This window comes from Novosphingobium album (ex Liu et al. 2023), assembly GCF_029076845.1.
Classification (GTDB): domain Bacteria; phylum Pseudomonadota; class Alphaproteobacteria; order Sphingomonadales; family Sphingomonadaceae; genus Novosphingobium.
Genome location: NZ_JARESE010000076.1, coordinates 45131 through 68945 on the forward strand (window position 1 = coordinate 45131; position 23815 = coordinate 68945).

Genomic DNA, 23815 nt, shown 5'->3' on the forward strand with positions numbered 1-23815 from the left:
GCATGACATGACCGAAACCACTGTTCTCGATCGGAGCCGGGATCTGTCGCAGCCGCTCGACCGGCTCGGTCCTGATGAAAGCATGAAGGATCGCAGCGACTATCTGCGCGGCACGATCTCCGAAGGGCTGCTTGACCGGATCACGGGGGCCGTTCCGGACCAGGACGACGTGAAGCTCATGAAATTTCACGGCATCTACCAACAGGACGACCGTGACCTGCGCGATGAACGCCGGCGCCAGAAGCTGGAGCCTGCATATCAGTTCATGATCCGGGTACGCCTGCCCGGCGGCGTCTGCACGCCCGCCCAGTGGTTGAAACTCGACGAGCTGGCACGCGCGCATGGCGGCGAAACGCTGCGGATCACCACGCGCCAGACCTTCCAGTTCCACTGGGTGCTCAAGGACAGTCTGCGTCCCATCATCCAGGGACTGCACGACACGCTGCTCGACACGGTGGCGGCTTGCGGTGACGACAGCCGCGGCGTGATGTGCACCGTCGACCCGCAGAGCTCGCGTTTCCATGCCGAAGTCGCCGCCATGGCGAAGCGGGTCAGCGACCACGTGATCCCGAAGACCCGCGCCTATCATGAGATCTGGTACGGCAGCGAACGGGTTGGCGGCTCCGAGCCTGAAGAGCCCTTCTATGGCCGCACCTACATGCCGCGAAAATTCAAGATCGGCTTCGCACTGCCGCCATCGAACGACATCGATGTCTACGCCCAGGACCTCGGCTTCATCGCGATCGGCGAGGAGGGTGGCCTCGAGGGATTCAACGTCGTGATCGGCGGCGGCATGGGCCGCACCGACCAGGCCCCCGAAACCTATCCGCGCCTCGCCAGCCTCATCGGTTTCGTGCCTGTCGATCGGGTGATCGCGTGCGCCGAAGCGGTGATGGCGGTCCAGCGCGACTATGGCGATCGCAAGGACCGCCAGCACGCGCGCTTCAAATACACGATCGACGACAAGGGCCTCGACTGGATCAAGGCCGAGATCGAGCGGCGGATGGGGGGGCCCCTCGGTGAGGCAAGGCCGTTCGCCTTCACGTCCAATGGCGACAGCTATGGCTGGAATACCACGCCCGATGGCCGCCACCACCGCACCCTCATCATCGAGAACGGGCGCCTCGATCTCAAGCTGCTCGATGCCCTGCGCGACCTCGCCCGCGTCCACCGGGGTGCTTTCAGGCTGACAGCCAATCAGAACCTGATCGTCGCCGGCGTCCGGACGGAGGATCGGCCGGCGATCGACGCGATCCTCGCCGAGCATTTCCCGGACATCGACCACTTCTCCATCCTGCGGCGCAACGCGATCGCCTGCGTCGCCTTGCCGACGTGCGGCCTCGCCATGGCGGAGAGCGAACGCTATCTGCCCACGCTGCTCGACAGGATCGAGGCGATCCTGGCCGAAAACGGTCTTTCCGAAGAGCCGATCACGGTCAGGATGAGCGGTTGCCCGAATGGCTGCTCACGCCCCTATATCGCCGAAATCGGACTGACGGGGCGCGCACCGGGCAAATATAATCTCTATCTTGGGGGCGGCTTTCACGGCGAGCGCCTGAACCGCATGATCAGGGAGAATGTCGGCGAAGCCGTGATTCTCGAGATCCTGGCGGACACTCTCGGCCGCTATGCGCGCGAACGGGAACCTGGCGAGCATTTCGGGGACTTTACAATTCGCGCCGGCATCGTGCGCGAAGTGACCGAAGGGCGTTTGTTCAATGACTGATCCACGCGATGATCTGCCGCGGCCACAGACGATCACGGCCGCTTACGGGGTTGCCAGCGATCCGGCTTTCGGGGCGGTCGCGCCGCCGCTTTACCTGTCGAGCACCTACGAGTTCGCCGGTTTCGACGAACCGCGGATCTATGACTATGGCCGGGCGGGCAATCCGACCCGGGAACTGCTCGCCGATGCCCTGGCGAAACTCGAGCGCGGCGCAGGAGGGGTCATCACGTCGAGCGGAATGGCCGCCCTCGACCTCCTCGTCAGCCGGCTCCGCCCGGACGATCTCATCCTCGCGCCGCACGACTGCTACGGCGGGACCATGCGTCTCTTGAAGGCGCGCGCCGAGCGCGGGCATTGCAGCGTGCGGTTCGTCGACCAATCGAGCGGGCCGGCGTTCGCAGCGGCGCTCGAGGACCAGCCCTCGCTCGTCCTGGTCGAGACACCGAGCAACCCTTTGATGCGGGTCGTCGATATCGCCGCACTCGCCGCGCAGGCGCGAGCCGCAAGCGCCGCCGTCGCGGTCGACAACACCTTCCTGTCGCCCGCGATCCAGCGGCCGATCGAACTCGGCGCCGACTATGTCGTCCATTCGACCACCAAATATCTCAACGGCCATTCCGATGTTATCGGCGGCGCTGTCGTCGCGGCCGACCCCGCTCAAGTCGAGGAACTGCGCCACTGGGCAAACGTCGTCGGGAGCGCCGGGGCTCCGTTCGATTCCTGGCTGACCTTGCGCGGACTGCGCACGCTGTTCCCGCGCATGGAGCAACAGCAGATCAACGCCATGCGCGTCGCCCAATTTCTCGATAGTCATCCCGCCGTGGCGAAAGTCCACTACCCGGGGCTGTCGTCACATCCCGGCCACGCCATCGCAGCGCGGCAGCAGCGCGGCTTTGGCGCCATGCTCAGCTTCGAGCTTCTCGGCGGCGTTGACGCCGTCCGCCAATTCATCGGCGCGGTGCGCTTCTTCACCTTGGCCGAATCGCTCGGCGGTGTCGAAAGCCTGGTCGCGCATCCAGCGACGATGACCCATGCCGACATGGGCGAGGAGGCCCGCGCCGCGGCGGGCATCAGGGACAGTCTGCTACGGCTCTCGGTGGGCCTCGAGGCGGAACAGGATCTGATCGCCGGTCTCGAAGAAGGGCTCGCGGCATGCCGCAGCTGATCGAGCAGGGCCGACCGACCAGTAGAGGAGCGAACGCATGCCAGGATATGTGCTGATCGCCGATGTCTTCGCCGCGATCCTCGCCTTCGCAGGGTTCACCATGGCGTTTCGCCAATCGACGGTTCGACGCCTGATCGGACGGTCGCCGCCTGTTTCCTCGATCGCGCCCGCGGACGGTGAAGTCGATCCCATCACCTATATCCTGCGCATCGCCGGCGTCATGCTGATGGTATTCGGTATTGCCATTGGCGGAATGTTCACGCTGTTCCACGCTGCCTAGAGGATGATCGTTCACCGCCGAAGGAGGTGTCAGAATGGATGGAACCACCGCCTCTCCCGCACCCGACTGGCACGTCGAGCGGTGGTTCAACGCCGATACCCCGCCAACCCTGCAGGCCCTGCGCGGCAAGGTCGTCGCCCTTCACGCCTTCCAGATGCTCTGTCCGGGCTGCGTCGCGAGCGGCCTCCCCCAGGCACAGCGGATCGCGCGCGCCTTCGATCCGAAACACCTCGCCGTCATCGGGCTTCACACGGTGTTCGAGCATCATGAGGTGATGCCTCCGGAGGCTCTCGCGGTCTTTATTCGCGAGTATCGCCTGACCTTTCCGATCGGCGTGGATCGCCCAGGCACTCCCGGCCCCATCCCCCAGACCATGGCGGCCTATGCGATGCAGGGGACGCCCTCGCTCATCCTGATCGACCGTCATGGGCGACTGCGCAAACAGGCGTTCGGAACCGAGGACGATCTGCGTGTCGGCGCCGATATCGCCTTTCTCCTGACAGAACCGGAGCCGTCTCATGACCCATGACTATGACGATCGCATCGATCCGGAGCAGCTCCTCGATACGGTGCGCTCCATCGCCCGGCGCCTCCACGCGGACGACCGCCCGCTCGAAGATCTTGTCGGCGAGGTCGTCGATCAGCGCTTCTCGAGTTGCCTGGCAGAAGGAGACCCGGGCCGCCTGGACGGCGCGATCCGTTCCAGCCTCATTCTCGAAATCTGTCGGCAGGTGCGGATAGAGATCGCCAGCGGCGACCTCATCGACAAGATCGACGAAGCCTCGATCGAATCCTTTCCGGCGAGCGATCCACCGGCCTGGATCGGCGGCAGAATTGGAGACGGCAGATGAAGGGCGCTCTTCGCATCAAGCGGATCTATGAGCCTCCCGCCAGGAATGACGGCCAGCGTGTTCTGGTCGACAGGATCTGGCCCAGGGGCGTGACCCGCGAAGCCGCCGCGCTCGATCTCTGGCTCAAGGAGATCGCGCCCTCCACCGAGCTGCGGAAATGGTTCGGTCACGATCCGTCCCGTTATGCCGAGTTTCGAGATCGCTACCGCCGGGAGCTTGAAGCACAGCCGGACGCGGTAGCCGAAATTTGCGCGCTGGCTGGAAAAGGCGATGTGACGCTGCTCTACGGCGCCCATGACGAGCACGCCAATCAAGCAGTGGTCCTTGCCGAATATCTCGCCGAACGAGGATATCGTTTCCAGCGCGCTGGCTGATCACGCGAAGCGGCGGCCGCGCCGGTATTCGCTTTCTGACGCCCGCATGGCGATTTGGGATATTGCGGATAGACCAGATGGGTGTTGCAGCCGCTCAATGGCGCCATGACGAATATCGCAACCCTGACCCTGAACCCAACGCTCGATGTCGCCTACGAGGTCGAGCGCCTGTACCACACGCGCAAGATGCGCACGAAATCCGAATTCTACAGCCCAGGCGGCGGCGGTATCAACGTTGCCCGGGTCTTCGTTCGTCTCGGCGGCAACGCGCGCAGCTATTATCTCGCAGGCGGTGCTACCGGCGATGCGCTCGACGGGCTGCTTGACCTTCACCAACTCGTCCGTAACCGGATCCCGATCGAGGGCCACACCCGCGTCGCATCCGCCGTGCTCGATCTGGAAACCGGTAAAGAGTACCGCTTCACCCCGCCCGGACCGACGATCAAACCGGCCGAATGGCAGGCCTGCCTCGACCAACTCGAACATGTGCAATGCAAATTCCTGGTCCTCAGCGGTTCGCTGCCGCCGGGCATGCCCGGCGACTTCTACGGTCGGGTCGTGGCCTTGATGCGGCGCAGGGGGATTCCGGTCGTTCTCGACAGCTCGGGCCCCGGCCTGAACGGCGGTCTCGGCGAGGGCGGAGTATTCCTCGTCAAACCGAGCATCGGCGAACTGCGTCAGTTCACCGGACTGGGCCTCACCGACCCCGACGAGATCGCCGACGCCGCGATGGCCATCGTCCAGTCAGGGCAAGCCGCCCATGTCGCGGTAACCATGGGGCATGACGGGGCGCTCCTCGCCAATTCCGCGGGACAGTATTTTCTGCCGGCCGCCCCCATCGAGGCGAGGAGCGCGGTTGGTGCCGGTGACAGCTTCCTCTCGGCCATGCTCTTTGCGATCACGATTGGCTGGGATCTGTCCGAAGCGTTCCGTTTCGGAATTGCCGCCGGTGCCGCTGCCGTCATCGGCCCGGGACACGATCTCGCCAGGCCAAGCGACATCCAGCGGCTCTATCAGCAGGTTGCGCAAATCCCCTGAATATCGCAGCGAACCGATGACAATGGGATATCAGAGGAATTGATCACCGGCATGATCATCGAACATCGCCGCGTCCCGCACATAGTCGGCGACGGTGTCGAGCGATTTGTGCCGCGAATGATCTTTCATCTTGAACAGGTTCGCCCGCTTCGACGCCGCCTCGGTGAGGAACCCGGCGCGGAGCGAATGGCCCGAATAGACCGATGGGTCTAGGCCTGCCGCGGCCGCGCAGGCCTTCACCAGACGCACCACCGTCTTGTCGGTGATCGGATCGTCGGTCACGGCATCGCCGCGCGTCAGACGGCGGAACACCGGGCCTTGGCGGGCTTTGCCGGTCAGCGGATCCGGCCCGCTCAGATCGGCGGCCGCGAGCCAGTCGTTCAGCAGGGTCACGGGTCGGATGAACCGCCCCTCGGGGATGACGATAGTCTGACCTTCCGCGTTCTGATCGCGCTTGGACTTGGGAACGGTGATCCGCACACCGTTTGCCACGAATAGGAGGTCCGGCAGCCGCATGCCGGCGATCTCCGATCGGCGAAACGCTCCGGCCATCCCAATCGCCAGGATTGCCCGGTCGCGCCTGGCGCGCAGGCCCGAGCCTGCAATCGTCGCCAGCATCGCCTTGAGAACCTCTGCTTGCGCCGGGGCCTTCTGCTCCTTCTGCCGTGCATATTTGCGGCGAACCCCTGCCAGCATCTGCGCAATGACGCCGGCGCCGTCGCGCGCGGTGGGGCACGCGAGGCCAGCTTCCCTGTGATGGTGATTGATGGCTGCCACACGGCGCCCGATCGTCACCGGCGCGATACCCGTCTCGGCCTCGATGTGAGCGAACAGCGCCACGATGTCCGGATGCGCGGGGAGGGCCTCGATATTGCGCGCGTCGCAGAAGTCGCAGAAGCGATCCCAGTCCGATTGATAGGCTTTGCGTGTCGAAGCGGCCTTGGCGGCCGCCAGCGTATCGCGAGCGCTTTCGATCTCGGCGAGAAGATCGGCGGGCAGATCGGTCGAAACCGCAAGCCGTCCACCGCCCATCAGCCGTCCTTTCCTGCAGCATCTCGGGGGCGGTCGGCCTTGCCCGCCCTGTTGCCGGCACGCGGCGCGGTGCTTGGGCCGGCAAGGGCGGTGCGCGCAGACGTCATTGCGCCGCGCCCTTGGCGAGTTGGTCGAGCTTGGCGCCGAAGAAACGTTCGCTCCACAGGCTGAGCGACTTCGCCTCGGCCGGTCGCAGGAAGCGGCTCACATCGGCGGCGGCCGCGTTCCAGTCGATGGCCGCGATCTTCGCGTGCAGCGCGGCGATCAGCCACGCGCCGTCGACCTGCAACTCGCGCTGGCCTTGCCATGGACCCGTCTGCAGCAGCGCTGCGGCAAGGAGCTCAAGGTTGGGATAGGCGCCATTGGCAACGTACCAGGAGAAGTCGAACCAGTCGCGGCCTTTCAGATAGGGTCGGCAAAGCAAGGCATGGATCTTGAGCGCGAAATTGGACGCGAGATCCTGGTGACGCACCTCGTAGTCGGCGGGGAAGTCGAGGAAGGTCGTCGCTTCACCGGAGCCCGCCGGCGGGTTGGTGTCGATCTCGAGCTTGATTCTGATCGTCCTGGCCCGGCCTGACCCCGCGAAACTGAGGTTGAGCTGGTTCGCAATCGAGTCGTCCTTTAGGATCGCTTCGCGGATGACCCGGTCCATCTTGTCTTTGGGCTGGGCATCGAGCTTCAACCCGAACTGGCCGAAGATGTCGACGAGCGCGGCAAGGTAGCGCGCCCATTGGAAATCAGGATCGGGCACGCGCAACAAAAAGTCGAGATCCTCGGAGAACCGGGGAAGGGCATGCAGGATGCGCAGGCTCGTGCCGCCCTGGAACAGGGCGACCTCGAAGAAATCCGCGCGCCAGAGCGCATAGAGCGCGATCTCCTGAAGGATCTCCTTGATTGCGTTCTCCTCCTCGAGCGCATTGGTCGCGCCATAGTCGCGGAGCTTCTTCTGGAGCATGTCAATCATCGGACCGACCCGCGGGCGAGGGCGATCCGCCTGCCTGCACGGCAAGCTCGAGCGCGCGAAGGAAGTCACCGGCCAGCTTGTGCTTGTAGACGGGTTTCATCTTCGCCAGCGCCTTGCGCTTGAGCGAGACAAGATGATGCTCGTCGATACGCAGCCCGTGCGTGAGCCAGTCAAGCCCCGTCCAGCGCTGCTTGCGCAGCGCGGCCAGATCGAGAAGCGCGCGCAATGGGCTCGCGACGAAGGCGGTGAGGGCGCCGAACCTTTGCCGCTCGACGCCAACCAGGAATTGATAGTCGTGGATGGCGAGCGGATGGAAGGTGAACCGGCCCATGACCGGCGTGTCGAACTCCAGCGACTTGCGCCCCGGTGTCACGCTCGCGGTGGTATAGACCGCCTCGGGGATCCAGCCATGATGGGCGAGGGCGGTCTCGAACGAGACATAGCTGCCGGGAACGAGAGTCTGCGCCACGGCGAAAGGATGGATCGCCTCCGCTCGCGAGGGCTGGGCGAGGAGATAGGTTCCGCGCTTCAGCCGTACGAGCGAACCATCCTTGAGCGCGCGGTTGACGAGCGCATAGCGGCGCGCGGCGCCGCCGCCGACCGCTTCGCCAAGCTGGCGTTCATCGAACACGCGGCCGGCGAGCTTTCCATCGGACAGGGCAGAGGCGAGGGCGCTCATAAAATTCCCGATACTTCCAAAGAATGAAAGTTTCAAGAATTTTATGCCGGGAGAGGAGGGTAGGGGCGACCAGCTTCCGCTTCAGCTGATCACCGAAACCGCAGGACCTACGAACGAATAGGAACAGGGCTGGTCATCATGGTTTAGCGTGCAAGTTCGATGGCGATCGGTACTTTCAACTTTTCCCAGGCGCGATCCGTGGTGAGCGCCGTGGCGTTGCTCTCGGCCGCAAGCGCCAGGCAGGCCCGGTCACCGAGCGACAATCCCGCGTCGCGCGTCGCCGTGCGTAGCTTTCCCGCCGCGATTGCAGCCTGCTCATCGAAAGAGTGGACGTCGAGCACGAGCAGTTGCAGGACTTCGTCGATCTCGGCGTCGCTGAAATTGCGCTCCTGGAGCTTGCTGACGATTTCGGCGAGATTGACCGCGCTGATTATCCCTGTTCGTAGATGCGGTTCGACCCGATCAGAGCCTGGCTCTTCCTGAATGACCGCCAGCACGGCTGAAGCGTCGAGGACATAGTCAGTCACGCGCGGCTTCCGCGCGACGATCGGCAATCAGTTCCTTGGCCAGGCTGACACCCGGCGGCACATGCTCGCGAACCATCGCCCGGATGCGCGTGAGCGCAGACTTCAATGAACGCACTCGCAGTTCACCGTCGACCACCTCCAGCCGGACATCATCACCATCGGCCAGGCCGAGTTCCTTGCGGACGTCGGCGGGGATCTGCAGCCGGCCCCCTGAAACAACACGGCCTTTATATGCGGTCATGACACGCTCCCGGATTGATGTCGAGATTGATATAGCATGTCGCTTTAGACACTTCCATACACATCTGTGGTGACATGTATATTATGTCCGAGAATCGCATTTATCGGACGCAGCTATGGGGGCGAAACGGTATCGGCGCTGACGCTGCCGGAGTTCACTCGGGCGCAGGTTCGATGCGATCGAGGTAGTATCGTCCATCCCGGTCGCGCTTCACCCCCAGTGCTTCGCTGTTGGCGTACTTGGCCTTGTCGAAGTGGACTTCCTCGCCGGCGACCTCGATCCGGACAAAGGTATCGCTCGGCCGCCTTTCTTCGGGATCGAAGCAAATCGCTCGCTGGGGCAATTGCAGGCTGCCGTTCGAAAGGCGTTCAGCTGACCCTTCGCATACCGCATAGGCCTTGGGACAATCGCGATATCGTTCCTCGGCGGAGAAGAATGAGATCCGGTACGGGACCCGCACTCCGTTGGTCAGCTCGAATGTCCGCGGCAGCATCCTATAGGCGTAGGCGCCAGAGCCGTGATGACTTTTCCCTGGAACGCGCGTGAACCCGATGCTCTCCCAGAAGGGCTGCGCGGTCATAGGGGCGATACCGATTTCGATGACCGAGCCGCCCTCGCTGATTGTGGAAGCGATCATGTGCTCGGCGAGGATGCGCCCATACCCCTTGCGGCGCAGGTCGGGCCGTATTTCGAACAGTCCTTGCCCCTGAAATCCGACGGCTTCGCCGCCGACGATCAGAATGGCCACCGGTGCTTCGTCGTCCCGCCAGCGGCGCTTCGTTTCGTCCCAATTACAGCGGAAACCGCGTTGCGGGACCTCGACGGAATAATCGCTTTCCCAGGCCTTATTCGCGGCGACGTGAGCGGCCTCCTCGGCATCGAGCCATGCTTCGACCTCGGCCATCGTCGCCTCGGTCGCCGGTACGATTTCGATCGTCAATTTTCGCCCCCTGCAACAGCCATCGTGCATGATCGAGATGGATTATTTAGGATATCGTGCTATATCCATATCCAACATATCTGATTGGATCGACTCATGGCAACGACTTATCCCGACGAGGCAGGCGCGGTCGCGTTCGAAACCCTCTCTGGCACGGCCGCCGAGGTGCGCAAGAAGCTTGGGTCGGCTGGCGATGACCAGGTTGTCGCGCTCACTCTGGAACACGGCACTCCAAAGCTCCGGCAGGCGCTCGCTCAGGCCGTCACGCTTATCACCCCGCTCATTCTCGCGCGGCTCGTCCGACGCGACCAGGAGACGCTCGACAAGCTCATCGATGCGCTCGTGCCACAGGTGCCGCCTCCCCAGCATGTTGTCGCTGAGGCGCGGATGAATGCCGAGGCACGGACCGAGGTGCTCAGTTCGGCCGAATGGCTGACCGCCGCGCAGCTTTCGGAACTTGCTGGCTTCAGCGGTCGAAATGCGAGCGCACAGCCCAACAAGTGGAAGCGCGAGGGTAAAATCTTCGCCTTTCGCCAGCAGGGCGTCGACTATTATCCAGGATACGCCCTTGACGCCGACGCGGGATACCGGCCGCTGAAGGGGCTCGCGCCCGTTCTCAACCGGTTTCGAAACGATCTCGAGGACTGGGACATCGCGATCTGGTTCGCCTCGGTGAACAGCTTCCTGGGCGGCGTGCGACCGATGGACCTGCTCAAACGAGATCCCGAGCGCGTGCTGGCCGCCGCTGAAGACGAGATCGACGGCGTGCTGCATGGCTAGGAAGAAGGGCATCGCTACCCCGACGCCTGGCCATGCCCCACCCACCACCGCGGGGACGGCAATCGTCATACCGACGCCACCGGCCGACCTGGCCAGGCTGGTACGCACGATCGCCTGGCCGAAAGCCCGGGTTATCCACCGCATCCATCAGGACCAATTCCGGAGCGACGAGTTCAATCCCGGTCCGAAGGGCAACGCGCGCTTCAGCCCCATTTGCGACGCGAAGGGCAACGCGATCCCGACCATCTATGGCGGCGAAACCTTCGATTGTGCGGCGATGGAATCGGTCTTTCATGACGTGCCGTTCGTGCCCGGACTGAAGTCCCTCGCGAAGCGCAAGCTCAAAAAACACCATTATTCGAAGGTGCTCTCGACGACCAACCTCATGCTCGTCGATCTCAGCGCCACCGCGCTGCGTAACCTCGGGATCAAGCGCGGCGAACTGATCGAGAGCGAAAAAGACATCTATCCGCAGACCCGAAAATGGGCCGAGGCAATCCACGCACAATGCGCCGATGTGCAGGGTTTGTGCTGGGTGTCGCGCCAGGACGACCGATCACTGGCGATCGTGCTGTTCGGGGATCGGGTCGGAAAGCCGCCGCTAACCGCGCATGCACCTGCAGTAGATATCGTGAACGACGCCGCGACCTACGCCGACATTGTCACGCTGGCGGGGCGCATCGGCGTAAAGCTCACCGGCAAATAGTTCGCTTCAGGCCATAGAGCACGTAATACGCGTTCCTGATGGATTGGCTTCTGATCAAAAGCTTATCCAGTGAATTCGGCCAGTTCGACGATCATTCGCCCATCGCGCGGTATTTCGCCTCGAGACAATCGAACACAGTCTCCGCCGGTTCTCGGAAGACAGGCAAACCCGATTTTCCGGTTCGGTATCTGTTCTGGCGCGCCCTATGCCCCCAAAAGACCGACCAACGTCTCGCGCCGCGCTGTCAACCTGTCCGCCAGACCCCGGAGGAGGAGCCCCTGATAGGACGTCCCGCCCGATACAAAACCTGCCGGCAACTCACTTTCTTGGATAATGCGGCCGATTTCGCCATAGATTCGCGGATCCGTTTGCGGAAACTGCTGAAGGGCGCGCAACTGGAGACGCAGACCCTCAATGGCGTCCTTCTGGGAAACCAATCCATCGGCACGGCCTCCGCCGACGTCAACCACACGAGCACCGGGCGCCGCCTCCGCCTCGATGGCCGCCGTCAGGCGGATGACCTCGGACACGAGCTGGGCCTTTCGTTCATGCTCCTCGTTCCTCGCGAGTTGCCGCAGCTTGCGCGCATTGCGCTCCTGCCCGAACGCGATCCAGAGCGCTGCGAAGACCGCACCGGCACTGGCGACCGCCGATGCCCAGTCCGCAGCGTTTCCCCAATCAATCGACAACGGACAGAATGTCACCTTTCCCCCTCGACAACAGATTCCCACGCACGCCCCGTCTCGCCGGGAAAGAGATCCTCGACAGGCGTCATCGCATAGCTGAATCCAGACCCGCCATGCTCAAAATCCGACGCCTGGATCCCCACCCAGAGCAACGCAAGATTTTTGTCGGCGGTGCAAAGCTGGATCGCTTCGTCCGGGAACAGAGCGAGCAGCGACACGAAAATCTCGATCGCGCGAAGGTCCGCCAGCGCATTATAGGCATCTCCCGCGGTATAGCCGTTGCGAAACTTGAGCAGCCGCCTGGCCGGGCTTCGGCCATTGGGAACGGCCACCGCACTCAGCGCAGCCAGCACGACCAGCGAGTTGCGCCGCACGCCAAAAAGATCGGCGGCCGATACCACCTCGCGCCAGCGTTCCTCGACGGCCCCTCTTGCCACAGGCGACGTCAGTGCAGGCGCAATGTGCCGCAGGAATATTTGCTTGCCCTCCATCGCGCCGCGCGAATCGTCGAGCAGGCCCAGGATTCCCTTGAGGCTATCGGGACCCACGGCAATCTCGGCATGCGGGAGAGCCGACCGCAGTTTGGATTCGACCTCCAGCAGTTGGGCCTGCGCCTCGTCCTTCGTCGGGATCGTCCTGCCATTTCCTTCCATCGCATAGAGCAACGGGTTGATGCGGATCGGCTGATCGGCGAACAGATCCAGAAAATCCCTGTCACTACGCCGCGCCTGCCCGTTCTCGAAACGTCCAACGATCTGCGTCACGACATTACGATCGACCAGGACTGTGGTGTTCTGGTGCGCAACGGCAAATGCCGACGGCAACCACCCGCCTTTCACCAGACCGATGGCATGGGACGTAAACGGACTTTCGAGCGTCGCCGAAGCGCTGACGCGCTTGCCAGGATCGATGCCCTCGATCGTCGTATCGACCACCTGACCGTTCCGACACACGAAGGGGATAGCGAGCGGCCGGTGCAACCGTGCATCGCGCAGCGCGCCATAATCCAGAGGTTGAACCTCGGCATTGGCAAAGCTGAGCGTGCGGGGCTCCGTACCGTCGTCTGGCCCCGCCAATTCGGCGAAGATGAACATCGGATCGCCATCACGCGGCTTCTTACCTTCCACTTTGCTCCGCTCCGTCATCCATCTGGCTCACGCTGCCTTACTTCAGGGATTTGGGTTTCACAGACAACTTGAGATGCGACGCGTCGTTCGCTTCCAAGGCCGGCGACAGGCGATGGCGTCGGCTTGCGGATATGCAGCGGCGTGCGTGGCGAGAGCGTTCGGTTCGGCGACAAGCCTCCTTTTCCTTGTGCGGGTGTTCACCTGATCAAGAAGTCGGCACCGTATTCATTCCGACCCCTTCCAATCGCCTTGACGATGGCCGACAGAGCATCGATGGAAGACGTTCGATACGTATAGTCCCCAATTTCAGGTGCGAGTCCGGCCAAATAACGACGACAAACACCTTGCCACAATCAAACTGGGCCCAGGATTCATCGTGACGATCATTTCTACCCTGTCTCCCTTCGCCGCGCTCGCCCTGTTTCTGGCATCGCCGGCGCTGGCCTCCGCTCCGGCCGCAGAGACCGCCGCAGCTTCAGCGGAGAACCCTGACGGGTTCGCTCTGGCCCCGGACGGGACGACGCTTGTCCATCTCGCGAGCGGCCTTCGGTTTCCAGCGGAATTCGCCGGTTTCAAACGGCTGCACGAACGCGCATTCGACCCTAGCGGCGAATATGTCGCGATCGGCTATGACCGGCCGCTCGGAACAGGCGAGGACCGCATCGTCGTGAGGATCGCGATCGTCCACATCGACAAGATGTCGGCACGTGACCATTTTTCGATCATGCGCCAAAGGTCCATGTCCTTCTTCTCGGCGCCGACCCTCCTTTCCGAGGGGCCGACCAAAATCCCGACGCAGCCGCGGCTCGAAGCCTATCGCGGCACGTTTACCGGCATGCGAGATGGCCAACCATGGCATTTCAGCCTGACGACAGTCGACTATGGCTACTGGAGCGGCAGGATGACCGCCGCCTATCCCGAAAGCCGGGCGGCTGAGGCGGAAAGACATCTCAGCACGCTGCTCGCCGAAATTCGCCTCCAGCGTCCCCAGCGCCCCAAGCGCTGAACGCGGCGCATTCGCGCTCACTCAAGCGGAGCGACCTCGAGGCAGGCCGGGCCTGCCTCGCACCGTTCTGCGCCCGGCGGTGATGGACCGATCGGACCCGGCCGATCGCCCAGCATCCGGTGCATTACGTAGCGCATCCACCGCTCCCTATCGGTAGTGAAATGAAGCGGCATCGCCTTGCCGGAGAAGGAGAACCGACGTGAGCGCACTCGACGATCTGAAAAGGGACCTCACCAAACTGCGGGACGAAGCCAAGGTCCAGGTCCACCTCGGAACCATGGAAGCGAAGCAGGAGTGGGAAGACGTCGAGACCAAGTGGAAGCACTTCGTGACGCAAGTCGGCCTTCACAGGAGCGGCGCGGACATCACGGCAGCCTTGCAGAATCTCGGCAATGAGCTGCGCCATGCATATCAGCGCTTGAAGAAAGCCCTCTAGCCGGCCCGTCCCTATCCGCCGACGCACCGACAGACGCGCCCACGGTGTGCGCTCGCCCAGATAAAGGAAGCACCCAATGACCGACAGCGCCGCCGTCCGAGCACGGCTCGAAGAACGGCTTGCCGAGCTTCGCGGCAGACAGGGCCGGATCGAGACCGATCTTGCGGAACCGCTGAACGCCGACTCCTCCGAGCAAGCCGTGGAAATGGAAGACGATGCCGCGCTCGAGGGTCAGGCCGCCCTCGTTGACCGCGAGATCGCATCGGTGAGCCGGGCGCTCGACCGGATCGAGAAGGGCACCTACGGCGAATGCGTCCGTTGCGGCACCGATATTGCGCCAGCTCGCCTTGAGGCCCGCCCGGAAGCCGCGCTATGCATCGAATGCGCCCGGAGCGAGCAGTAGAACTCCTTCATCAGCGAACTGCCCCCCTGTGGCTGGCAGGCTGAGAACCGACGTCTTGCCTTCGCGCTTTCAGCATGCCACGGCGGGGAACTTGACCGACCAGCGATCGTCAGCGCCAATTTCGCACCGCCGGCGGTTCCCGCTGTCGCACGACGACGTCCCTCCCCTACCTGGAATGCCCGGCAACTCTTCGGTGACGGGCCTCGCGGGGTTGCTCGCATGCCTGATCGAAGCCGCTCGCGGCCACATCATCCCGGCGCCTGCGGCCTTTCCCGGCTATCCTTCGATCACCGACGCGATGGATGACCTGTTCGCCGCCGCGCGGGATTTCGAGGTGATCCCCACCATCAGCCTGGCCGACCATCTGTGGACGCACGCCACGCCCCTCCACTCCGGCGCCGTCTCGTCAAGCCTGCGCCGCCTCCGCGCCGCTGGCCATATTGGCCCGGGCTTTCTTCTGCTGTACGCGGCCGATATCCGCTCGCCTCTCCTCTATCTGCCGCAACGGCAGCCGCTGCGCGTCCGCGATGGAATCGAGATGGCGGGCCAAACCAGTGGCGGCCCCTTCCTGGCGCTCGTCCTGTGCGATGTCGCGCCTGATGGCCGGCCGCAGGCCGTGAAGGCCTGTGCCATACCCATATATCACGCCCGTCGGCTCGTGCCCGTCGGTTCAGACCTCGACCGTGACGTGCTCCGCGCTCTCGAGCATCTCCAGGAAACCCTCGACGCCTACGGTATCGACTGTACGATCCGGCGCGTAGAACCGTTCTCCGGTCAGGCGCCGAGCCGGTTCACGCTCAGCCTTCCAGCACTGGGTCGGTCCATACCCACCATCCATCTGGCGATCGCCGACGAGACACACGCCTCTCATGCCGCCACCGGCGGACCCACAGATTTTATAGTGACCGCAGCGAACTGGAGGGACGGTACCTTGATCCGCTGGCTCGAAAAGACCCTGCTGCAATCCTGATCGCGCGCCGCTGCGCAATATGTCCATGATGGTGTCGGGATCACGGCTCAGATCCACCCGACGCTCACGGATCGGACGCGCGCAGATGATGCGGGTCGGTGTACATGTGTTGCACCGCCGCCGCGATTTCATCGTCGCTGGCGGGCAGCGGCACGGCATTCCTCTGCGATTTGCTCATCTTCGCCTTGCCGTCGCTCCCCGGAAGGCGGCTCATGTGCGGGATGAGTGCCTTGGCTTCAAACAACACAGCGCGCCCGATCTGCCGGTTGAGGCGGCGAACAAGTTCGTTGACCTGCTCGATGAGGTCACTGGCACGATCAGGGTGAGAATGCACAGCAGGCGCTACAACACCAGAATCCACGCGAACTTGAGCTAGCGCGAACGGGTTTTTGAGTTCTCGTAGGGGGCCTGGCTGCGGCACCGAAACCATGTGTCCTCAGGCGAGCAGTTCGGTACCGATCTGGTACTTCGCCTGTCCGGTCGCCTCAAAGGTCGAGATGTTCCTTATCGTCGTTTCGGCGATCGCACTGAGGGCCTCACGGGTAAAGAACGCCTGGTGCCCGGTGATAAGCACGTTCGGGAAGGTAAGAAGCCGGGCGAAGACATCGTCCTGCAGCATTTCGTCGGAGAGGTCACGAAAGAATAGGTCCCCTTCCTCTTCGTAGACGTCGAGCCCCAATGACCCAATCTTACCCGATTTGAGGCCTTCAATAACCGCTTTTGTATCGACCACGGCTCCGCGGCTTGTATTGATTAGCATCGCGCCCGGCCGAATAGACTGCAACGCTCGCCCATCGATCAAATGATGGGTTTGCGGCGTAAGCGGGCAGTGGATGGAAATGATGTCAGCCTGCTGCAGAAGCTCTGGGAATGTGACATACTCAACGCCGGAAGCGATGAGGTCGACATCGGGCAAGGGGTCGAAAGCGAGAATCCGGCATCCGAAGCCGCTGAGGATACGCGTCACGGTCGCGCCGATCTTGCCGGTCCCGACAATCCCGACTGTGCGCTTGCCCAGATCGAAGCCGAGCAGACCGTCCAGAGCGAAATTCCCCTCGCGCACCCGAACATAGGCCCGGTGAAGCTTTCGGTTGAGCGACAGGATCAGCGCGATCGTATGTTCAGCGATCGCTTCGGGCGAATAGGATGGCACCCGCGCGATCGCTATTCCAAGTGCTTCGGCGGCTTCCAGGTCGACATGGTTGAAACCAGCGCTTCGCAGTGCAACCAGTCTCGTGCCCTGCTCACGAAGCGATGCCAGCACCGCTCGATCGAGACAGTCGTTCACGAAGACACAGATCGCTGTCGCTCCGTTCGCCAGCGCGACGGTCTGCTCAGACAGGACCGCTTCAATAAAGTGCAGTACATGCGGCGTCCCGGCAGCCGAATTGGCTATGCCGAGGAACTCGCGGTCGTAGCCGCGTGTGCTGAAAACCGTCACATCCACAGCGCACTTCTCCCTATCCTCGCGAGCGCCGTCACTAAGTAACATCCCGCAAGGACGGGCGGACAGATTCGCGACAAAAAGCGACATCAACGACCAGGTCAGCTAGGGATGCCACCGTGAAGGGCTTTATCGGAGATAAAGGAACCGCAATTTCCGTCGGGTGCTCTATACAGGCCGCGATCGCCTCCTTTCATGCCACGGCCAAAGCTGATCGAACCCGATCGACGATGACCCCACGGTCGCTTTCGGCGCTTATCCGCTGCCAATCCATTGCACCCAGATCGTAGTGGGCCTGCAAGTCGGCAACAGCCACATCTGCGTCCGACGCGTCGACCACCCGTGCAGCAATCCGCGCTCTTAACACCTCGGGCGCGGCATCGAGCCAAATACCGGCGAATGGAACGTCCTTGTGAGCAGCGACCTGAGCAATCGCCCGTCGTTCGTCAGGTCTCGCATAGACAGCATCGACGATCAGCGATCGTCCTTCGTTCACCGCCAGCTGTGCTAACCTCTCCAATTCGGCGTAGACCGTCGCGCTCGCAGAGGTTGAATAGGCATCCTTGGAAAGCGGAGTCTCCGGAGGAAGACCTGCCAACCGTTTGCGCAAGACGTCGGACCGTAGGACCCGCGCCCCCGGCGCACTCCCGACACCATGGGCAACGAGCCTGGCGATCGTTGATTTTCCTGTCCCGGATAGCCCCCCTATTGCGACGAGGCGGTTCGGAATGGGTGCGAGCAATTCGTGGGCGAGACTCAGATATTGCTCGGCCTTTTTGCGAAGGGCGTTCGATGGGTCGCCATTTGCCTGTGCTGCCGTCACATGGGCCCGAACGGTGGCGCGGATGGAAAGGAACAGGGGGATGAGGGCCACTGCTTCTTCATCCTCTGGTGAGACGTCGAGGTAGCGGTTGAAGAGCATATTGGCCTGGACCCGGTAACCTTTCCTCCATAGGTCCATCAAGAGGAACGCCAGGTCGTACAGGACGTCGATCGTCGCGAGAGCGGCACTGAATTCGAGGCAATCGAACAGGACAGGCTCGTCATTGATTATAGCAATGTTGGCGAGATGCAGATCGCCGTGGCCATGCCTGACGCGACCCGCCGCGGCGCGCGTATCGAGCAAGCGGGCGTGCCGTTCGGCCAAGGCCCGTTGCCGCCTGATCAAACTGCCTACGCTATCCGAACGCAAGATCTCAGGAAAGGCGTCCATGCTCTCCTGGTTTCCCGCGATAACGGCTTCAATACCCGCGCGGCCCAAGCTTGATCGGACCTGTTCGGCACTATCGTGAAACGACTTTATCTTGTCCGCCAGACGCAGAACCAGAGGTTCCGTGAGTGCGCCGCGCGCGGCCACCTGCTCAAGCAGCGCATCATCGGGAAAGCGGCGCATTTCCAGCAGCCAATCGATCGGTTCTCCGTCATCGCAGAAGCTCAATATACCATCACCATTTCGCCGAATCGGACGGACTGCGAGATATAGGCTTGGTGCGGTCCGGCGATTGAGCAAAAGCTCTGTCTCCAGTGCAAGGCGACGCTTTTCGGGGCTCGAAAAATCGAGATAACCAAATCTGACGGACCGCTTGAGCTTCCAGGCGCGATCGCCAGCGAGGAAGATGCGAGCGGCATGTGTATCGATCCGGCGAAGTTCGTCGTCGGGGCACAGCGTCCCAGGCGCCTCGAGATATGCAATCACTTCGGCTTGAGGGTCATTCGAAGCGCTTGGCGCGGACGAGGTCATCATCTGGGTCATTCCGTTCATGATGGTACCGGCTTGACTCATTAGGCCCGAGGTGCCGCACGCCTGGTACCTTGGTGCCAGCATCCGGCCTAGGCAACGATCGCCGGTCTCTTCGGAAACGACCCGAGGGCCAGATCGCTGGTTGGGGTGGGAGTGATCAACGTCTTGAATGACGTTTCTGTATTCGGCCCTCGAGCGCATCGAGAGTTAGGCACTCATCCATGTCGCCTCTATCCGGAAATATACGAAGGTTGCGGCATAGTGTAGACTCAACGCGCTCCTGTAACCCGCTACGTAACTTTCCCAATTCACTAGAGCTTGCTCGCCGCGACAGAATAGCACTTGTGGGGGACTGCATGCTCGAAGCCGGTCCGCAGATTTCGGCGCGCGCCACTCTGCCTTCCAAGGAAATCCCGATGGTTCGTATGTTCGACCTCAACCAGCATCTCAGGACGTTGAAATCGCTCCTCGACGCCCAAGCCGGTGATCGGGCGGAGGTTGCGTTAAAAGTTTCGGCGGAGAAGTCTCCGGTCAAGCTTGATGATGCGGCCCTTGACGCCGCGCTCTTCGAACTTGTCGCCAATGGACGCACAGCCCTCACAACTGCGAGGCGCGTCATCGTGCGGACCAAGCGCGTCGGTCGCCGGCTGTGGCTTACCGTTGCCGATACGGGAATGAGCCGGGAGGAACCCGCAGCCGTTCTGGAGGACGCGGGCCCGACCGGCTCACACAGCGCTAGCCTCGTCCGGGTTCACCAATTCGCGCAATCCTGTCATGCCAGATTTCGGCTTCGCCGCACTGCCCGCCGAGGTAGCGTTGCCGTAATCACGATACCGCTCGTCCTCAACGTCGGCTTCACCCGTCGGGTGGAATTGCCGCCGCCGACAGGAATGCTGTCTTTGGCAAGGTTCCGGCGTGGGCGGCCGAGCGAGAGCAGCCCCCGCATGGATACCCGGCGGGTTGAGCCCAAGCCCGATATAACCGAACCTTTGGCCCCGCCCGAGGCGCCCGTGCCCAATGAGCCTAGCGAAACACCTATGCCGAGTATCCCGGAAATCACCCCAAGCCAGCCTGATTTCGTGCCAAATGCACCGCCGGAGGAATATCCCGCCGTTGTCTAGCGCTACCTGCGCCAGAGGCCAGCACCAACTCGAACAAAGATCTGGATGCCTTCCAGACCTGTTAGCGAGGCCCAGCGATCCCCAGCGCCAGAACGCCCTTGAATGCCGTGCTCGCAAGAACCGGAAAGGCTCGCGCGAGCCAGACCGTGTTCCCGTCGAGAATGTCCCCGGGGCATCCCCGCAAGGGTGAGAATCGCTGCATCACCATCCCACATGCCAGTCAGACCCAACTCTACGATGACATCTTGATCGCCGAACTACGCTAGCGCCCTGCGTGCCGGTATAGCCATCACCGCCACCAGTCCCTCGTTCTGCGTGCTCGAAACACCAGCAACGTCGTCAATCCGCCGACAATGAACGCGGGGACTATGTCCAGGGCCAGTAACGCGGCCTTATAGGGGATAAGCGTAATCGCCAGAAGTTGGGCACGGTCCTGATCAAACCGACGACCACGTGGGTCAATGTCGCGCGGCTCATCGCTGTGATTGTAGAACGGCAAGCGTGTGGTCGGCAATCATCCGCTCCTCATCGGTCGGAATAACCAGGACTTTCACACGACTGCCGGTCGCGGAGATATCTGGGGCATTGGCGGCATTCGCCTCGGCATCGATCGAGAGACCTAGCCAGCTGAGCCGCTCGCACATGCGCTTACGAACTTCCGCATGGTTCTCGCCGATTCCGGCCGTGAAGACGAGGCCATCAACACCCCCGAGCGAGGCCGTGAGCGCACCAAATTCGCGGGCCGCACGCCAGATGAAAAGCTCGACGGCCTCCTGTGCTTCCGGGCTCGTGTGAGCCACCAGGGTCCGCATGTCGCTGGATATTCCCGAAACACCGAGCAGGCCGGATTTCCGGTAAAGCAAGTCGTCGACCTCGTCCGGACTCATGCCCAATTGCGTCTGGAGATGAAGCACGACGCCCGGGTCGAGTGTTCCGCAGCGCGTCCCCATCATCAGGCCATCGAGGGCCGTGAAACCCATGGTGGTGTCGACACTCTTGCCGCCCTGCATTGCGCACAAGCTCGCGCCGTTGCCGAGATGCGCCGCAATCACCCGTCCGCCGGCAAGCTCGCCGTCGATGGCCTGCAACTGCCTGGCAATGTACTCGTACGACAGCCCGTGAAACCCGTAGCGGCGGATCCCCTGGTCATGCAGCGCGCGTGGGAGTGCTAGCCGCCCGGCGACCTCGGGCTTGTCATGGTGAAAGGCGGTATCGAAGCAGGCGACCTGGGGCAAATCCGGCGCTAGGGCGGCTACCGCCTGGATCGCCGCCAGATTGTGCGGCTGATGAAGCGGGGCGAGCGGACAGAGCGCATCAAGCTCAGCAAGAACATCGGCGTCGATGAGCCGCGGTGATGCGAAGCGCATCCCGCCGTGTACCACACGGTGGCCGATCGCCATGACTTCCCGGCCTTCGAGATGCTCGATGGCCCAGTCGAAAAGATCCTTGAGAAGTTGCGCATGCGTCAGGTCAGCGCCGTCCTTCCATGTGCGCTCGACAAGAGCGCTCCCATCCGCCCGCCGCGCCGCCAATGACGGCTCAATTCCGATCTTCTCGATCTTGCCGCCAGCGGAATGCACTAGATTACCCGCGTCATCCAGAGTGAAGAGCGCGAACTTAATGCTAGAGGAACCCGAATTGAGGCTGACGACCGCCTTCATACCGAAGCCTGAGGAAGCCCTGGTGCGGCCTTCGGCGCGGCGCGAGAGAGCAGCGCCGCGATCGCGCATGACGCAAGACGCGTCCGCTCGCTATCTGCGCGACTAGTGAGGATGATGGGCACCCGCGCGCCGAGGACGACGCCGGCGGCATCCGCGTTGCCCAGGAAAGTGAGCTGTTTGGCGAGCATGTTCCCGGCTTCCAGATTAGGAACGACCAGAACTTCCGCTTTCCCGGCAACCAGTGAGACAATCCCTTTCTCGCGTGCCGCAGCCTCGCTGATCGCGTTGTCGAAGGCGAGCGGACCGTCGAGGATGCCTCCGCTGATCTGGCCCCGATCGGCCATCTTGCAAAGCGCGGCCGCATCGAGCGTCGAGGGCAGGTCAGGGTTGACTGTCTCGACCGCCGACAGAATGGCGACCCTGGGCAAGGCGATGCCGATGACATGGGCAAGATCGATCGCATTGCGGATGATGTCGGCCTTTTCCTTAAGGGACGGGGCGATGTTGATCGCCGCATCTGTGATAATGAGAGGCGTCGGGTGCTCCGGCACGTCCATCACATAGGCGTGGCTGATCCGGCGTTCGGTCCTGAGGCCGGTTGTGGCTGACAAGACTGCGGACATGAGCTCGTCAGTGTGGAGCGACCCCTTCATCAGCAGTTTCGCATCGCCGCTGCGCACCAGCGCCACGGCCTTTGCAGCTGCATCGTGGCTGTGATCGGCGGGGACGAGAGGAAAGGCCGAAATATCCTTTCCCGCTTCGGCAGCGGCGGCCCGAATCCGCTTTTCCGGACCGACGAGAATGGGTGCGATCAGCCGCGCTTGGGCGGCGTCCACCACCGCTGCGAGCGCCGCGGCGGTGCAGGGGTGCGCGACTGCAGTGGAGATGGGCTCTCCGTCCTGCGTTTGTTCAATCAATCGTCTGTAGCCGTCATGCGTGGTTACTCGCACCTCGGGAAGCGCAAGACGCGGGCGGCGAACTTTCTCGCAGGGCGCGCGAACCTCGGCCAGCCCGGTGATGACGGTCTCGCCATCTTGGTTCACGCAGTGGCAGTCGAGAACCAGCGCGCAGCTTTCGGGCTTTTTTTCCGTCACCCTAACGGAGGTGGTGATGATGTCGCCGACACCGACCGGTCGGGTAAAGCGCAGCGATTGGCCGAGATAGATGGTTCCAGGGCCGGGGAGTTCAGTGCCAAGTACTGCCGAGATAAGACCGCCGCCCCACATACCATGGGCGATGATCCGCTTAGAGAAATCGGCTTGTACAAAGTCGGCATCGAGATGCGCCGGGTTCACGTCACCTGAGACCAGCGCGAATAGCTGGATATCGTTCTCGGACAATGTGCGGGACAGGCTTGCCGTATCACCGATCTGGATCTCGTCAAATGTTCGGTTCTCGATAAATCCGCTGTCTGCCATGCCCTCTTTTCTCCGGAATACAGTGCCGCGCAGGATGGCGCGAGGTCGGAAATCTTCGCCCTGCGCGGGAGGATGATTGTCGCCGGCCCGCCGTGCCCATCGCAGTGCGCCCGACCAAGGCCGCCGAGTGGTTCGACGACAGCGCGTTGCGATCGTTCATCCTCCACCTGCCGTGCGGCGACCATTGATGACACCTATTCGATCGGCGGCGGCAGGCCGATACGTATACATCCCAATTCCCATCCTCGGACCAACTGGGAAATGTATATCTATGTTTCGTAGGTGAGGACCTCCTTTAGGATCGCAACGACGGTTGCGGCTCGGCGACAGGCCGCCATTTACCATTGATCAGGCAAAGGATCCGACGATGACATTTTCATTCGAGCAGGCCATTGCCAAGCCAATCGCCAAATCGCGCTGAAGTGCTTCGACATCGCCTGCACGACTGGGTTCGCAGGTCGCGATCGGGGCCATGCGCTGGACACCTTCTTCGAATCTG

General features: G+C 62.6%; 28 protein-coding genes. 14 read left to right on the forward strand and 14 right to left on the reverse strand.

Going from position 1 to position 23815, the window contains the following annotated elements; all coding sequences use genetic code 11:
* Positions 1–7: 7 nt before the first annotated feature.
* The 7 genes from PYV00_RS21450 (at position 8) to PYV00_RS21480 (ending at position 5434) form a co-directional block, all read left to right on the forward strand.
* On the forward strand, positions 8–1726 hold the full coding sequence (locus PYV00_RS21450; RefSeq protein ID WP_275230375.1) for an NADPH-dependent assimilatory sulfite reductase hemoprotein subunit: 1719 nt from the start codon (positions 8–10) through the stop codon (positions 1724–1726).
* Positions 1719–2891, forward strand: coding sequence for a cystathionine gamma-synthase (gene metB / locus PYV00_RS21455; RefSeq protein ID WP_275230377.1), 1173 nt, complete (start codon positions 1719–1721; stop codon positions 2889–2891). Before PYV00_RS21450 ends, metB begins: the two co-directional genes overlap by 8 nt.
* 37 nt (positions 2892–2928) lie before the next feature.
* A complete protein-coding gene (locus PYV00_RS21460; protein ID WP_275230378.1) occupies positions 2929–3171 on the forward strand; it encodes a hypothetical protein in 243 nt (80 codons plus the stop codon).
* Positions 3172–3205: 34 nt separating this feature from the next.
* Complete coding sequence (locus PYV00_RS21465) at positions 3206–3700, forward strand: TlpA disulfide reductase family protein (RefSeq protein ID WP_275230379.1); 495 nt, start codon at positions 3206–3208, stop codon at positions 3698–3700.
* Complete coding sequence (locus tag PYV00_RS21470; RefSeq protein ID WP_275230380.1) at positions 3690–4022, forward strand: hypothetical protein; 333 nt, start codon at positions 3690–3692, stop codon at positions 4020–4022. Before PYV00_RS21465 ends, PYV00_RS21470 begins: the two co-directional genes overlap by 11 nt.
* Entirely contained in the window at positions 4019–4396 is a 378-nt protein-coding gene (locus PYV00_RS21475) for a DUF488 domain-containing protein (protein WP_275230381.1), read from the forward strand. The genes PYV00_RS21470 and PYV00_RS21475 overlap by 4 nt, the downstream gene beginning before the upstream one ends.
* A gap of 105 nt (positions 4397–4501) precedes the next feature.
* A complete protein-coding gene (locus PYV00_RS21480) occupies positions 4502–5434 on the forward strand; it encodes a 1-phosphofructokinase family hexose kinase (RefSeq protein WP_275230411.1) in 933 nt (310 codons plus the stop codon).
* 30 nt (positions 5435–5464) lie between these two features.
* On the opposite strand, the gene PYV00_RS21485 is transcribed toward PYV00_RS21480, so the two are convergent.
* The 6 genes from PYV00_RS21485 to PYV00_RS21510 all read right to left on the reverse strand — a co-directional run bounded on the left by PYV00_RS21485 (position 5465) and on the right by PYV00_RS21510 (position 9817).
* Entirely contained in the window at positions 5465–6466 is a 1002-nt protein-coding gene (locus PYV00_RS21485; RefSeq protein ID WP_275230382.1) for a site-specific integrase, read from the reverse strand.
* A gap of 103 nt (positions 6467–6569) precedes the next feature.
* A complete protein-coding gene (locus PYV00_RS21490) occupies positions 6570–7430 on the reverse strand; it encodes a nucleotidyl transferase AbiEii/AbiGii toxin family protein (RefSeq protein ID WP_275230383.1) in 861 nt (286 codons plus the stop codon).
* Positions 7423–8109, reverse strand: coding sequence for a type IV toxin-antitoxin system AbiEi family antitoxin domain-containing protein (locus PYV00_RS21495; protein WP_275230384.1), 687 nt, complete (start codon positions 8107–8109; stop codon positions 7423–7425). Before PYV00_RS21495 ends, PYV00_RS21490 begins: the two co-directional genes overlap by 8 nt.
* A 143-nt stretch (positions 8110–8252) precedes the next feature.
* Entirely contained in the window at positions 8253–8636 is a 384-nt protein-coding gene (locus PYV00_RS21500) for a type II toxin-antitoxin system VapC family toxin (protein WP_275230385.1), read from the reverse strand.
* Positions 8629–8877 (reverse strand): AbrB/MazE/SpoVT family DNA-binding domain-containing protein, encoded by a 249-nt coding sequence (locus tag PYV00_RS21505; protein WP_275230386.1) that lies wholly within the window; start codon positions 8875–8877, stop codon positions 8629–8631. The genes PYV00_RS21500 and PYV00_RS21505 overlap by 8 nt, the downstream gene beginning before the upstream one ends.
* A gap of 154 nt (positions 8878–9031) precedes the next feature.
* Positions 9032–9817: a GNAT family N-acetyltransferase gene (locus PYV00_RS21510; protein ID WP_275230387.1), complete on the reverse strand. Its 786-nt coding sequence runs from the start codon at positions 9815–9817 to the stop codon at positions 9032–9034.
* Between the two features lie 96 nt (positions 9818–9913).
* Between PYV00_RS21510 and PYV00_RS21515 the strand changes: the two genes are divergently transcribed.
* Complete coding sequence (locus PYV00_RS21515; protein WP_275230389.1) at positions 9914–10597, forward strand: hypothetical protein; 684 nt, start codon at positions 9914–9916, stop codon at positions 10595–10597.
* Positions 10590–11303: an RES family NAD+ phosphorylase gene (locus tag PYV00_RS21520; protein ID WP_275230390.1), complete on the forward strand. Its 714-nt coding sequence runs from the start codon at positions 10590–10592 to the stop codon at positions 11301–11303. The genes PYV00_RS21515 and PYV00_RS21520 overlap by 8 nt, the downstream gene beginning before the upstream one ends.
* Before the next feature lie 203 nt (positions 11304–11506).
* Here the strand turns inward: PYV00_RS21520 and PYV00_RS21525 are convergent, their stop codons facing one another.
* Positions 11507–11992, reverse strand: a complete 486-nt coding sequence (locus tag PYV00_RS21525) for a hypothetical protein (protein WP_275230391.1) — start codon at positions 11990–11992, stop codon at positions 11507–11509.
* Between the two features lie 11 nt (positions 11993–12003).
* Positions 12004–13116, reverse strand: coding sequence for a hypothetical protein (locus PYV00_RS21530; RefSeq protein ID WP_275230392.1), 1113 nt, complete (start codon positions 13114–13116; stop codon positions 12004–12006).
* 376 nt (positions 13117–13492) lie between these two features.
* Here PYV00_RS21530 and PYV00_RS21535 point away from each other — a divergent pair, with 376 nt between their 5' ends.
* The 4 genes from PYV00_RS21535 (at position 13493) to PYV00_RS21550 (ending at position 15931) form a co-directional block, all read left to right on the forward strand.
* The gene (locus PYV00_RS21535; RefSeq protein ID WP_275230393.1) at positions 13493–14122 is read left to right on the forward strand and encodes a hypothetical protein; all 630 of its coding nucleotides are present in this window, start codon (positions 13493–13495) and stop codon (positions 14120–14122) included.
* 199 nt (positions 14123–14321) lie between these two features.
* Positions 14322–14558 carry a hypothetical protein gene (locus PYV00_RS21540; RefSeq protein WP_275230394.1) on the forward strand — a complete coding sequence of 79 codons (237 nt, stop codon included), beginning with the start codon at positions 14322–14324 and terminating at the stop codon, positions 14556–14558.
* Between the two features lie 76 nt (positions 14559–14634).
* Complete coding sequence (locus PYV00_RS21545; RefSeq protein WP_275230395.1) at positions 14635–14961, forward strand: TraR/DksA family transcriptional regulator; 327 nt, start codon at positions 14635–14637, stop codon at positions 14959–14961.
* Positions 14962–15052: 91 nt separating this feature from the next.
* Complete coding sequence (locus tag PYV00_RS21550) at positions 15053–15931, forward strand: hypothetical protein (protein WP_275230396.1); 879 nt, start codon at positions 15053–15055, stop codon at positions 15929–15931.
* Positions 15932–15995: 64 nt separating this feature from the next.
* Here PYV00_RS21550 and PYV00_RS21555 read toward each other — a convergent pair whose 3' ends face one another.
* The 3 genes from PYV00_RS21555 to PYV00_RS21565 form a co-directional block, all read right to left on the reverse strand.
* Positions 15996–16361 (reverse strand): hypothetical protein, encoded by a 366-nt coding sequence (locus PYV00_RS21555; protein WP_275230397.1) that lies wholly within the window; start codon positions 16359–16361, stop codon positions 15996–15998.
* A gap of 6 nt (positions 16362–16367) precedes the next feature.
* The gene (locus PYV00_RS21560; protein ID WP_275230398.1) at positions 16368–17378 is read right to left on the reverse strand and encodes a 2-hydroxyacid dehydrogenase; all 1011 of its coding nucleotides are present in this window, start codon (positions 17376–17378) and stop codon (positions 16368–16370) included.
* A gap of 190 nt (positions 17379–17568) precedes the next feature.
* Positions 17569–19137 carry an AAA family ATPase gene (locus tag PYV00_RS21565; protein ID WP_275230399.1) on the reverse strand — a complete coding sequence of 523 codons (1569 nt, stop codon included), beginning with the start codon at positions 19135–19137 and terminating at the stop codon, positions 17569–17571.
* A 335-nt stretch (positions 19138–19472) separates the two neighbouring features.
* Between PYV00_RS21565 and PYV00_RS21570 the strand changes: the two genes are divergently transcribed.
* The gene (locus tag PYV00_RS21570; protein WP_275230401.1) at positions 19473–20237 is read left to right on the forward strand and encodes a hypothetical protein; all 765 of its coding nucleotides are present in this window, start codon (positions 19473–19475) and stop codon (positions 20235–20237) included.
* 473 nt (positions 20238–20710) lie between these two features.
* Here PYV00_RS21570 and PYV00_RS21575 read toward each other — a convergent pair whose 3' ends face one another.
* The 3 genes from PYV00_RS21575 to PYV00_RS21585 form a co-directional block, all read right to left on the reverse strand.
* The gene (locus PYV00_RS21575; RefSeq protein WP_275230402.1) at positions 20711–21898 is read right to left on the reverse strand and encodes an acetate/propionate family kinase; all 1188 of its coding nucleotides are present in this window, start codon (positions 21896–21898) and stop codon (positions 20711–20713) included.
* A complete protein-coding gene (locus tag PYV00_RS21580) occupies positions 21895–23316 on the reverse strand; it encodes a bifunctional enoyl-CoA hydratase/phosphate acetyltransferase (protein WP_275230403.1) in 1422 nt (473 codons plus the stop codon). The genes PYV00_RS21575 and PYV00_RS21580 overlap by 4 nt, the downstream gene beginning before the upstream one ends.
* A gap of 348 nt (positions 23317–23664) precedes the next feature.
* Positions 23665–23790 (reverse strand): hypothetical protein, encoded by a 126-nt coding sequence (locus PYV00_RS21585; RefSeq protein ID WP_275230404.1) that lies wholly within the window; start codon positions 23788–23790, stop codon positions 23665–23667.
* Positions 23791–23815: the final 25 nt, after the last annotated feature.